Source organism: Propioniciclava flava, assembly GCF_004126535.1.
Taxonomy (GTDB): Bacteria; Actinomycetota; Actinomycetes; order Propionibacteriales; family Propionibacteriaceae; genus Propioniciclava; species Propioniciclava flava.
On record NZ_PPCV01000003.1, the window covers coordinates 38,947 to 50,597 of the forward strand.

The 11,651-nt window shown below is 68.6% G+C and carries 13 protein-coding genes; 3 read left to right on the forward strand and 10 right to left on the reverse strand.

Translation table 11 applies throughout. The features are described 5' to 3' along the window. Positions 1-33: 33 nt before the first annotated feature. A complete protein-coding gene (locus C1706_RS04930) occupies positions 34-666 on the reverse strand; it encodes a pentapeptide repeat-containing protein (RefSeq protein WP_164987434.1) in 633 nt (210 codons plus the stop codon). Between the two features lie 169 nt (positions 667-835). Here C1706_RS04930 and C1706_RS04935 point away from each other — a divergent pair, with 169 nt between their 5' ends. Continuing rightward, positions 836-1,555, forward strand: a complete 720-nt coding sequence (locus tag C1706_RS04935; protein ID WP_129458127.1) for a PadR family transcriptional regulator — start codon at positions 836-838, stop codon at positions 1,553-1,555. 111 nt (positions 1,556-1,666) lie between these two features. Here C1706_RS04935 and C1706_RS04940 read toward each other — a convergent pair whose 3' ends face one another. From C1706_RS04940 to C1706_RS04965, 6 genes are all read right to left on the reverse strand, one after another. Continuing rightward, positions 1,667-2,788, reverse strand: coding sequence for an ABC transporter ATP-binding protein (locus C1706_RS04940; RefSeq protein ID WP_129458128.1), 1,122 nt, complete (start codon positions 2,786-2,788; stop codon positions 1,667-1,669). After that, entirely contained in the window at positions 2,785-4,548 is a 1,764-nt protein-coding gene (locus tag C1706_RS04945; RefSeq protein ID WP_129458129.1) for an ABC transporter permease, read from the reverse strand. Before C1706_RS04945 ends, C1706_RS04940 begins: the two co-directional genes overlap by 4 nt. A gap of 4 nt (positions 4,549-4,552) precedes the next feature. Then, positions 4,553-5,623 (reverse strand): ABC transporter substrate-binding protein, encoded by a 1,071-nt coding sequence (locus C1706_RS04950; RefSeq protein WP_129458130.1) that lies wholly within the window; start codon positions 5,621-5,623, stop codon positions 4,553-4,555. Positions 5,624-5,744: 121 nt separating this feature from the next. Then, positions 5,745-6,455 carry a response regulator transcription factor gene (locus C1706_RS04955; RefSeq protein WP_129458131.1) on the reverse strand — a complete coding sequence of 237 codons (711 nt, stop codon included), beginning with the start codon at positions 6,453-6,455 and terminating at the stop codon, positions 5,745-5,747. Continuing rightward, the gene (locus C1706_RS04960) at positions 6,452-7,312 is read right to left on the reverse strand and encodes a sensor histidine kinase (RefSeq protein WP_129458132.1); all 861 of its coding nucleotides are present in this window, start codon (positions 7,310-7,312) and stop codon (positions 6,452-6,454) included. Before C1706_RS04960 ends, C1706_RS04955 begins: the two co-directional genes overlap by 4 nt. A 33-nt stretch (positions 7,313-7,345) precedes the next feature. Beyond that, positions 7,346-7,912, reverse strand: coding sequence for a hypothetical protein (locus C1706_RS04965; RefSeq protein ID WP_129458133.1), 567 nt, complete (start codon positions 7,910-7,912; stop codon positions 7,346-7,348). Between the two features lie 60 nt (positions 7,913-7,972). Here C1706_RS04965 and C1706_RS04970 point away from each other — a divergent pair, with 60 nt between their 5' ends. Beyond that, a complete protein-coding gene (locus tag C1706_RS04970; protein WP_206660986.1) occupies positions 7,973-8,776 on the forward strand; it encodes a TSUP family transporter in 804 nt (267 codons plus the stop codon). Further along, on the forward strand, positions 8,773-9,681 hold the full coding sequence (locus C1706_RS04975) for a DNA-3-methyladenine glycosylase family protein (protein WP_241653439.1): 909 nt from the start codon (positions 8,773-8,775) through the stop codon (positions 9,679-9,681). Before C1706_RS04970 ends, C1706_RS04975 begins: the two co-directional genes overlap by 4 nt. 121 nt (positions 9,682-9,802) lie before the next feature. Here the strand turns inward: C1706_RS04975 and C1706_RS04980 are convergent, their stop codons facing one another. The 3 genes from C1706_RS04980 to C1706_RS04990 all read right to left on the reverse strand — a co-directional run bounded on the left by C1706_RS04980 (position 9,803) and on the right by C1706_RS04990 (position 11,599). Next, the gene (locus tag C1706_RS04980) at positions 9,803-10,357 is read right to left on the reverse strand and encodes a DUF4870 domain-containing protein (protein ID WP_206660987.1); all 555 of its coding nucleotides are present in this window, start codon (positions 10,355-10,357) and stop codon (positions 9,803-9,805) included. Positions 10,358-10,459: 102 nt separating this feature from the next. After that, complete coding sequence (locus C1706_RS14765) at positions 10,460-11,140, reverse strand: transglycosylase family protein (RefSeq protein ID WP_129458134.1); 681 nt, start codon at positions 11,138-11,140, stop codon at positions 10,460-10,462. Positions 11,141-11,317: 177 nt separating this feature from the next. Further along, positions 11,318-11,599 carry a cell division protein SepF gene (locus C1706_RS04990; RefSeq protein WP_129458135.1) on the reverse strand — a complete coding sequence of 94 codons (282 nt, stop codon included), beginning with the start codon at positions 11,597-11,599 and terminating at the stop codon, positions 11,318-11,320. Positions 11,600-11,651 lie beyond the last annotated feature (52 nt).

Here is an 11,651-nt window from a genome sequence, read left to right on the forward strand (position 1 = left end):
GGGATCGTGTTGCTTTATCGCGTCGAAGCGTTTCTACTCCTGGAGCAGAATGCCGAGATGCGCGGCGAGCACCGGGGCCAGTTCGGCGGCCTGCTCCGGGGTGACCACCACCCCAGCCATGGAGGCGACACCACCGATGACCGAGAGGTGCGCACCGCGAAGATCGACCGCCCGCATCCGCGCCCCATCGAAGCGAATGTCGCCCAGGGTGCACCCTGCGAAGCTGACCCGTTCGACCCGCGACTGCCCCAGGTCGATCTCCCCGATGACGCAGTCCTCGAAGGTGACGTCGCGAATCTTCGCCGACCGCAGGTTGACGAAGTCGAGCTTGCTGCGCACGATCCGCACCGAGGCGACGTCAGACTCATACATCTCGGCCGCACCCACCCTCGACCCCTCGATCACGACGTCACGCCAGGACGACCGCGCCACGCGCAGCACGGCGGCATCCAGGCGCTCGATCCTCACCTCGACGAAGCGGGAGCCTCGCATGTTGGCCTCACCCGCGGCTAGCCCGACGAACTCACACCCGTGGAACTCGACGCCGCCGAGGTCACGGTCGCCCAACTGGGCCGCTCTGTAGCGCTGACCCCAGTAATCCAGGCGTGGCTCGATGCTGTCGGCCTCGGCGGCCTCCAGGTCGCCCAAGCGCAGTGGAGCGATCACGGGCGCCGTGTTGACCCTGCGTCGCCCAGCCATCGAGTCCCCTCCCCCACAGGCACCTGTGCGCCCGTTCGCACGGACACCGTAACGCCCACCTGCGACGACCCTTGCGTCTCGACACATTACGATATATCGTTACTGTCATGGTGAGCGACACACGAAAGGAACCACCATGACTCACAACCACGATCATCACTCTTTCCGCAACGAGGACGCCGACCCTCGCTCCCAGCGCGGCCCCCGCGGACGCCGTGGCCCCCGTTTCGACGGCCCCGGCTTCGATCCCGGCATGAGCCGCGAACCGTACGGCGACCCGCGCTCACGCTCCTTCGACGGGCATCCAGGCTTCCCCGGTGACGGCGACGGACCTTTCCGCGGCCCTGAAGGCCCCGGCCCGCGCGGCTCGCGTCACGGTGGCCACCGTGGCCCCCGCGGCGGTCGCGCCGCCCGCGGCGACGTCCGCACCACGATCCTGCGTCTGCTGAGCGAGGAGCCCATGCACGGCTACCAGCTCATGCAGACGATCACCGAACGCTCCGGGGGGCGCTGGACGCCCAGCCCGGGCGCGATCTACCCCACGTTGTCGGCACTGGCCGACGAGGGCCTCATCACTCTCGGGCATGCCGATGGGCGCAAGCTCGCCACGCTCACCGAGGCGGGTGCCGCCTACGTGACCGAACACCAGGCCACCTGGAGCGATCCCTTCGTGGACGCCGACGCGTCCGGGGTTGAACTCCCGGCCTTGATGCATGACCTCCACGGCGCGGTGCGTCACGCTGCCCGGGCAGCCACGCCCGCCCAGTTGCAGCGGATCGCCGCGATCCTCACCCAGGCGCGCAGCGACCTCTACTCGGCGCTCGCCGAGCAGAACCCGGGCCAGGAAACCTCGTAGGCCGCCAGACATCACCCTTATAGGCCACCAGACACAAAGGAGCCCGGCTCGACGTCACGACGTCGAGCCGGGCTTGTTCCCCCCCGTGCTGGCTGGCCCAGAGCACCGCGCTCAAGCGGGCAGCAGCCACCCGCGATCCCGCGGGAAGTCCACCTCCACCAGGTCGTCCTCAGCGAGGATCGCGTCCGGATCGGGATCGGACACCACGGCGATGATGGTGCCGGCGTCCGTGTCAATCTCGTATTCCACGACCGAGCCATAGAACACGGCCCGCAGGACGCGTCCGCGCCCGCCCAGGACCGACTCGCCCTCGGCGACCTCGGCCGCGCTGGGCCGCAGTTGCACCGACTCGGGACGCACCAAGACAACGTGGGCGCTGGCCTCCGCCGCCCCAGGAGCCGCCTTGAGCTCTCGCTGGCTACCCAAGACGTCCACGCGAGCGTGATCGCCCAGCACGGTGACCCCAGTCGGGTCAAGGAAGTTGGCCGACCCGATGAAGTCGGCGACGAACACGGTGGCCGGTCGACGGTAGATCTCATCCGGCGTCCCGACCTGCTCGATCTTGCCCTTGTTCATGACGACGATCCGGTCCGAGAGCGACATCGCCTCGTCCTGATCGTGGGTGACGTAGAGCGCCGTGATGCCCAGCTTCTGCTGCAGGTTGCGAATCTCGGTACGCATCTGGACACGCAGCTTGGCGTCCAGGTTGGACAACGGCTCATCGAACAGCAAGACCTTGGGACGCATGACCATGGCACGAGCCAAGGCGACACGCTGCTGCTGCCCACCGGACAACTGGTTGGGGGCCCGGTTGGCGAGCTTGACCAGATCCATCGAGGTGAGCGCGCTGTCGACGGCGTCGTTGATGGCCTCCTTGCCGAGCTTTTGCAGCTTGAGCCCATAGGCGACGTTGTCGCGCACCGACAGGTGCGGGAACAGTGCGTAGCTTTGGAACACCATCGACATCGGGCGCTTGTCGGGCGTGAGCCGCGTCATGTCGGCCCCATCCAGCAAGATCTCCCCCGACGTGGGCGTCTCGAAGCCTGCGACCATGCGCAGCGTGGTGGTCTTGCCGCAGCCGGACGGCCCCAGCAGCGTCACGAACTCCCCAGGCTGGGTCTCCAGGTGGATGCCGTCCACGGCACGGGTGGCGCCGTCGCGTCCGGAGAACTCCTTGACCAGGTCGGTCAAGACGATCCGCCCGGAATCGTGGTGGCGGTCGGTGAGGGTCATGCTCCAGCTCCATTCTGGGTGCGGACGTCGTTGCGTCCCCGCAACAGCAAGCTCATGGCCCCCATGACCGTGACAACGATCAGCAGCAGCAGGACGCAGAAGGCGAACGCGTTACCGAACCGGCCCGCGTCGACCTCGGCGAGGATCTGCTTGGTCATGATCTTGGTGGAGGGCGTGGTGATGAAGATGATCGGCGACAGGGTCGTCATCGATCGGGCGAACGCGTAGATCAGGCCTGCCAGGAACGCGGGCCGGATCAACGGCAAGGTGATGGTGCGGAAGGTCGTGAAGCTTTCCGCGCCCAGCGAGGCGGCCGCCTCGTCGATCGACGGGTCGATCTGTTGCAGGGCGGCGATGCCGGAGCGCTGCCCTGAGGGCAGGGATCGGATGATGTACACCATCACGATGGCCATCGCGCCACCGAAGATGGCAGCGCCACCGCCCAGGGCAGGAAGCAGTTGGATGGTCGTCCCGCCGATCGTGAACCGCAGCGGCGTGTTGAACGCGATGGCGTAGCCGATGCCGACCACCGTGCCGGGGACGGCCAAGCCGAGCATGCCGAGAAAGTCCAGGAGGCCCGAGCCTCGCTTGACCTTGCGGACGATCAGCCACGCCATCACCATGCCAAGCACACCGGCGATGGGCGTCGCGATGATCGCCAGCAGGGTCGTGTCCAGAATCGACTCGTTCCCGATGCCGCTGAGCACGTAGCGGAAGTTGTCGAGGGTGAACTCGTTGTTGACGCCGAGGATCTTGGTGAAGGCGCCGATGATCACGGTGAGGTAGATGCCCACCACCACCGCGAGGATCGTCACGCCGACGACGAGCAGCGGGATGCGTCCGCGCGGGTCGTGGATCAGGCGTGGCTTGCCAGCGGGCTTGCCGGTGACCGTGACGGTGCTCGTCCGACTGACCCAGTACTGCTGCACCACGAACACCAACACGGCGGGCATCAGCAGCACCAGCGAGTAGGCGGCACCCGCCGCCACGTCGTATTCGCCGGTGATCGCGATGTAGGCCCGCGAGGCGAGCACGGTGAAGTCGCCGCCGATGACCAGCGGGTTGGCCAAGTCGGCGATGGCTTCCACGAACAACAGCAGGAAGGATGCTGCGAAGCCGGGCACCAGCATCGGAAGGGTGACCTTCCAAAACGTCTGCCAGCCGGACGCCCCCAGGTTGGCCGACGCGTCGTCCAGGGCCGGATCGAGGTTCTCGAGCATGCCCTTGAAGTTCATGTAGGCCACGGGGAAGAACGACAGCACCAACACCAGCGTCAGGCCGGGAAGGCCGTAAATGCTGGTCTCCAGCCCGAGGAGGCCGTGGGTGATGATGCCGCGGCGCCCCAGCAAGGTGATGATGGCCGTGGCGACCGCGAACGGCGGCGACACCACGGGCAGCAGGCACAAGATGTGGAACAGGCGCTTGTTCTTGAAAGCCACCTTGACCTGCACGTACGCCAGCAGGAAGCCCAGCACCGTACCCAAGACGCCGACCAGGACGCCCAGGATGAAGGTGTTCATCACGATCTGACGGTTGACCGCCGACGTGAGGACGGTGGCGATGACCGACGTGCCTTCAGGGCTGAACGCCTGACCGAAGATGGCTGCCAGGGGATACAGGATCAGGATCGCCAGCAGCACCACGACCACGGCAACCACGACGACCGTGGATACGTCCAGGGCCTTGCGGCGCCCGCGGGCGCGGGGCGTCTGGGCGGAAGGTACCGCGGCGGCGACGGCCGCCGGGTTGCTCGTGGTCATCGGGTTACGACTTCGGCTGCGCGGCAACCTCGGCGTCGAAGCGAGCGGTGAGCTGCTTCTTGGCCGCGGCCGCCTTCGCGAAGTCGTAGTCGACCAGCTTGATGGAGTTCAGATCCACCATGCGGGGGTCGTTCTTCGCGTTCGGGTTGGTGTGGAGCTGGTAGGAACCCACCGTCGGGCCGATCTCCTGCGCCTCAGCCGACAGCGCCCAGTTGGCGTACGCCTTGGCCGCGGCCGTGTTCGGGCCGTTCTTGACGACGGCGACGCCGCCGATCTCGTACCCGGTGCCCTCGGCGGGGAACGACACTTCCAGGTCGCTCATGCCCCGCTCCTTGTAGAGCACGCAGTCATGGCTGAACACCAGGCCGACGGCGACCTCGCCGCGGCCCGCGATCTGGCCGGGGGCCGTCCCGGACTTGGTGTACTGCAGAACGTTGGAGTGAAGCTTCTTCATGTAGTCCAGAGCCTGATCCTCGCCGCCACGCAGGACGACCTGGGTCCACAGCGTCGTGAACGCGGTGCCCGAGGTGGACGGGTGTGCGGTGGAGATCTGGGACTTCAGCTTGGGGTCGAGCAGCGCGTCCCAGGAGGTCGGGAGTTCAACGCCCTTCTCCTTCAGGACCTTCGCGTTGGAGCAGAACCCGAGGGCGCCGACGTAGACGCCGTTCCAGTACCCGTTGGGATCCTTGTACTTGTCGGGGATCTGGGAGGCGTTCTCGGGGGTGTACTTCTCCAGCAGATCCTGGCCCGCGGCGGCGCCGTAGCCGTCGGCGGGGCCGCCATGCCACACGTCGAACTCGGGGGCGGCCTTCGAGGCGGCCAGACGGGCGACGGTCTCACCGGAGCTGAGCCGGACGAACGAGGTCTGGACGCCGGTCTTGGCGGTGAAGGCCTTGGTCCAGGCGTCACACACCTCTTCCATGGCACCGCAGGCAACCGTGAGCTTGCCGCTCAACGCGGTGCCCTCCCCGCCGGCGCCCGGGCTGGCGGTGGGGTTGTTGCTCACGACACAGCCACCGAGGCTGAGGGCGAGGGCCGCGGCTCCCGCGACGACACCCCATGCACGCTTGATCATGTGTTCGACTCCCTTGACGATAGGGGCCCGACACTGGGCCCTGCGGCCTCAGTGTAGGAAGCCGGTCAGGGGGGCCACCATGCCTCTGATCAGGGGCAACGTCACGGTTTTGTGATACTCGTCACGCTCCGCGCCGCGGGGTGACAAAACGATAACCGCGGCCGTGTTCGGTGACGATGCACGGCTCGCCGGGGCCGTCCTCAATCTTGCCGCGCAGCCGGTAGATGGCTGTCCGGAGCGCGGCACGCCCACCCCAGCGGTCGCTGTCGTGGCCGATCGCCTCCAGGAGTTGCTCGGTGCTCACCAGCGTCCCCACCTCCTCGGTCAGGAGCCACAGCAGGCGGAACTCCGAGGGGGTCAGGTGGAGGTCGCGTGACCCCCGACGGGCAAGCGTGAGCGCCGCGTCCAGGTTGAGATCGCCGATGGCTCGCCGCGTCCCGACGACCCGCTGCGGCTGACGCCCTGAGGTGCGACGCAGGATGGCGCCCACGCGCAGGACCAACTCGCGCGGGCTGAACGGCTTCGCCAGGTAGTCGTCGGCGCCCGCCTCCAGACCTTCGACGCGGTCGGCGGCAGCATCACGGGCGGTGAGCAGGATCACGGGCACGCTGGCGTGCTCGCGGATCCGCTGGCACAGTTCCAGCCCGCTCACCCCGGGCATCATCACATCCAGCACCACCAGCGCGATGCTCTCCTCTTGCAGCAGCCGCCACGCTGCGGTGGCATCGGGCGCGGTCCGCACCCCATAGCCCGCAGCGCTCAGCGCAAGATCCAGCATCGTCCGCATGCGGGGCTCGTCGTCGACGACGAGCACGGTGGCGGCCGCAGTCATGCGACCGGCTCGGCGGTGAGTTCGTCGCGTTCGGGGCTGTGCCGAGGCAGGCTGCACAAGATCGTCGTGCCGACGTTGACGGCCGAATCCACCAGGCACCGGCCCCCATGGAGTTCGACGATGCGCCGCGTGATCAGCATGCCCAGACCATTTCCGGTTTCGCTCTTGCCCGCAAGTCCTCGCCGAAACAGCTCCGAGGTCTGTTCGGGGCTCATCCCCGTCCCGTCGTCGGAGACGACGATCAGCACGCCGTCCTCATTCGGCCGCACGGTGACGCCGATCCGCGCCTCTTCTCCCGCATGCCGGGCCGCGTTGGTAATCAGGTTGGTGAGTGCTTGGCGGATGAGGTCCGGATCACCCGTGATCCGCGGGGACGCTCCCCGCGCCGAGAGCGTGATCCGGTTGGGATACAGGTGGCGCAGATCGCGCACGATCCCGGTCGTCACTCGCCGCACGTCGACGGTCGTCGCCCGGAACTGGAACAGCGCCGCGTCGATCTTCGCGTCGGTGAGCAGGTCGGCTGCCAGCGCCAAGACCTCGGACGCCTTGACGTCGATGGTGTCGACGAGGTCGTGCTGCGTGGCGGTCAGGTCACCTGCCGCGCCGTCGAGCAGCAGTTCGGCGGCCCCACTGATCAACGCGATGGGGGTGCGCAGTTCGTGGCTGACGATCGCCACTCGATCCGCCCGGTCCATGGCGAGGGCGCGCCAACGGCGATTCTCGGCGGCCAGTTCAGCGGCACGGCGCCGGGCCTGACGCAGCGCCCCGGCGACGAAAGCCACGGCGATGAGCGCCACGACGAACGCACCGCACAGCAGCGACTCCTCGACCGCCGTGCCGCCGAACGCCTCCGCCATGCGGTGAGGGTAGCGTGCCAGGAGGCGTCCGGCTCAGTCGTGAGTGGGCAGGACGGCGAAGCGGCTGCGCTGCAGCAGCGGCAGATCGGGGACGATCACCGCGAGGCGTTCGCAGAGTTCCCCGGCGTCCGGGCCGTAGAAATAGAACGCCGTTTCCGCCGGGCCCATCCAGTGCGACCACAACGCCCCGGCATCCCCGGCCGCTTCGGCCAGCGCGTCCGCGGTCGCCTGCAGATCGCCGTGGGCGTAGGCGTCCTCGCCCAACTGGGTGCCGTTGAGGTAGAGCCCCAGGCCCTGCAGGCGCCCGAACGGCGCGGTGGCACCGTTGATCTCGATCTGGGATCCGGCAGGCAGTACCCCGTCGAGATCCAGGATCGCCGCGACGACGCGTTCGGCGTCCTCGGGGAGCACGTCGAGGTGAGCGAGCACGGCGCGCGGTTCGCGGTGCACCCCGACCACCGGCTCGGACCCGAGCACTCGAGACCCCGGGGAAACCGTCTCCAGGAGTGCGGCGAACAACGCGTCGATGACCTCGGCTCGTTGCTCATCCTGCAATCGCGCCCAGACCCGCACCGTGACCGGCACCCCACGTTCTGCCATGCCCCCATCCGACCACATGCCACCGACCGGGTCGAGCCGGGCGGCCTAGGATGGGAAACCGTGAGCCTCATTGAGCCCATTCTCATCGGCCTGCTGGTCGGCCTGGTGGTGGGCGCCCTGGGTGCAGGCGGCGGCATCTTGTCCGTCCCGATCCTCGTCTATGCGCTCCACCAATCGCCCCACAGCGCGGCGGCTAGTTCCCTCGTCATCGTCGGATTCACCGCGATGACCGGGCTCATCTTCCCTATCCGGGAGCGACTCGTCCCGTGGGGCAGGGCACTGGCGTTCGGTGCCGTCACCGTCGCCGGATCCCTGCTCGGCTCCCGGCTCTCCCTCCTCGTCGACGGTGCCTCGCTGATGGGGTCGTTCGGCGTCCTGCTGGCTGTCGTCGCCGCGGCCATGCTGGGCCAAGGCGTCGTCGATCGCCGGGCCGAGGATCGCGGCGATGCCAGCGACGCCGGTCTGACACTGCCTGCCGCCTCGACGCGCCTGTGGGTCAGCACGGTGGCCGCGGGCCTGCTCACCGGCCTGCTGACCGGTTTCTTCGGCGTGGGCGGCGGCTTCTTGATGGTGCCCCTGCTGGTGCTGGTCCTGCGCGTCCCCCTGCGGCGGGCGACGGCCATGTCGCTGGTCGCGATGGTGCTCGCCTCCCTGGCGGGCCTTCTGGGACGCCTGGGCACGGGCCTCACCCTGGACTGGACCGTGACCGTGTTGTTCACCGCAGGCAGTGCGCTCGGGGGCCTGGCAGGCGGGCCGCTGGCCGCTCGGGTCCGCCCGTCGACGCTGACGTTCCTCTTCGCCGGACTGCTGATCGCGGTCGCCGTCGTGACGCTGGTCAACACCGTCAGCGGAGTGAGTGCGTGAGCGCGCAGCGCCGCATATGGCGGGCAGGGCGGCCGGTGAACCTCATGCAGTCCTGGTCGACGTGGCGCCGGGGGACGGGCGACCCGTCCTATCGCGTCGACGCCGGGGCACACTGGCGCGCGCTGGGGACCCCTACTGGTGCGGCAACCCTGCGCGCTCAGGTCGTCGGGGAGGAGGTCGTCGCCGACGCCTGGGGGCCGGGCGCGGAGTGGGCCTTGGCGGAGCTACCGCGCATGTTGGGGGCCGAGGACGACCCGAGCGATTTCGCGCCGCAGCACCCGGTGCTCGCGGCCGCCTGGCGAGCCCACCAGCATGCGAGGATCGGGCGCGGCGGGGTGGTGTGGGCGGCGGCCGTCCCCGCGGTACTGGAGCAGAAGGTCACCGGGCAGGAGGCGTTCACCGGCTACCGGCGTCTCCTGCGCCGCTTCGGGGAACCCGCCCCGGGGCCTGGCGCTGACCACGATCTGCGCCTTCCACCGACCCCTGAACAGATCCGGGCCATCGCCTCGTGGGAGTGGCTGCGCTTGCCCGTGGACGCTGCCCGCTCGGACACCATCCAGCGGATCGCGCGCGTCGCCCCCTCTCTCGAACGCACGCTCGAGGAGCCTGCCACGACCGCCGATCAGCGGCTTCGCAGCATTCCTGGGGTGGGCGCCTGGACGTCGGCGGAGATCCGTCAGCGGTCGCACGGCGATCCGGACGCCGTGAGCGTGGGTGACTTCCACGTCGCCCGCTCCATCACCTACGCCCTGATCGGCGAGGAGCGCGACGACGCCGTCATGCTGGAGATCCTGGCCCCCTATGCGGGACACCGGTATCGCGTCCAGCGACTGCTGGAACTGGCCCGGGTCGGGCACCCGCGTCGCGGCGCTCGCATGGCGCCGCGACGGCACCTGCCCGGCTAACGACGACCCTCCTTCGCGCATCACGCCGGCATGGAACCTCCGCAGCGAAAACACCCGGGAACGGGGAGGCGGCCCGCCGGATCAGGTGATCCGGCGGGCCGCCTCCGCTCAGGTGAGCGGCTCAGCTCAGGATGCGGAACTGCCAGGGGTAGGAGTAGGGGACGCCGTTCCAGGCCTTCACCGCGCCATAGACGCCCAAGACGATCGCGCCCAGGGCGCCAAGGATCACCATGGGGATACCGATGATGGCGAGCACAACGGTGAAGTTCAAGATCCAGCCGACGACGCTGAAGATGGCCATCGTGAGCGAGAAGTTGAAGGCGCCCGCCGCCGCGTTACGCACGAACGGGGAGGAGTCCTTCTTCACCAGCCACACGATGAGCGGGCCCAGGAAGGTGAGCCACCCGGCGGACACGATCGCGGCGATCGGGGCCGACAGGTGGGCCAGCATCGCCCAGAGCCGGTCGTCGCCATCAGGCGCCTGCGCGTAAGGGCTGCGGCCACTCTGGGAGGCGTACTGGTTGAGCGGGGCCGCGGCGTACGGGTTGGTGTAGGGATTGTCAGAGCGGGAACCGACCCCGGCATCGGGGAACGGCGGGGGCGCGTCCATCGGGTTCGCCCATGGAGTGCTGCCCTGCGGAGTGGTGGGCTGGTTGTGGGCATTCGGATCGGTCATGACTCCAGCATGCGTGGTAACCAGGCCGCTGCCTAGGGGATTCGGGGCGATGTCAGGGGACGGTGGGGGCGAACCCGGCGCCCGGCGCACACCCCGTGAGGGTCAGCCGCGCTGAGCGAGATAGGCCTGAAGCGCACGCGTCGTCTTGGCGCCCCAGATGCCGTCGGCGTCAGCCCCGATCACGGCTTGGGTTTTGCGCGTCGTTTCGGGCCCGCGGACGCCGTCCACGTTGGCGCCGACCTTCGCTTGAAGCGCGCTGGTGGTCTTGCGGCCCCACACCCCGTCGGCGGTCGTTCCGACCCACTTCTGCAGGGCAACGATGGTGCTGCGATCCAGCGTCCCACTCACCTGCACGGGGCCGCTGCTGGCCGGGGAGCCCGACCCGCCGGAGCCTCCGCCGGGCTGCGCGCCCGCGTCCGCCCCGCCGTTGGCCTTGGTCAGGCCCGCCTTCTTGGAGCAGACAGGCCACGCGCCCGGACCCTGAGCGTTCAGGGTCCGGCGCGCGACGGCGATCTGTTGAGCCTTGGTCGCCTGGTGAGCGTAGGGGGCATAGCTGGCGCCGCCGTACGCGCGCCACGTGGACGCGTTGAACTGCAGGCCGCCGTAGTAGCCGTTGCCCGTGTTGATCGACCAGTTTCCGCTGGACTCGCACTGTGCCACCCGATCCCAGACAGCCTCATCGAACGCCTGCGCTTGGCCGGACATGACCAAGCCGGTGAACATGACGGCTCCCGTCAGCGCGCTGGTGACCGCCGTCCGCAATGCGATACGAGAACCGAGCATGGCTGGGATCCTTCCTCAGGTGACGCACCGCACGTTGCCAGTGATCCTGAGAGGACGTCAAAGGAAACCTGATGAATCCTCATGTAGAACTTGAGACTCTCCGCCTCCGTTGAGGCTGCGGCGAGACGCCGCGCGAGACCGCTCACAGCCACCGTTGCGGAACCCGGGCCAGACCGCTCAGCTCTGGTTGTAGAAGGAGCCCGTCAGATGCTCCACGTCATCGATCGCCGTCACGCCAGGGGGCGCGAGGACGAGGACGTAGGCGCTGACCCGGTCGATGTTGCCCTGCAGCCCGAAGACCAACCCGGAGACGAAGTCGACCAGCCGGTGCATGGGCTCGGCGTCCATCGCGGTCAAGTCCAGCACCACGACGTCACCTGCGCGGAAGTGCTCACCGACCGCCCGGGACTCGCGATAGGACGTCGGATGGAACACGACGATGTTGCGGGGCTGCGTCATCACGGGCCTCCTCTCCTGGTGCAGTCTCCCAGATCGGCCACGCCGACGGAGG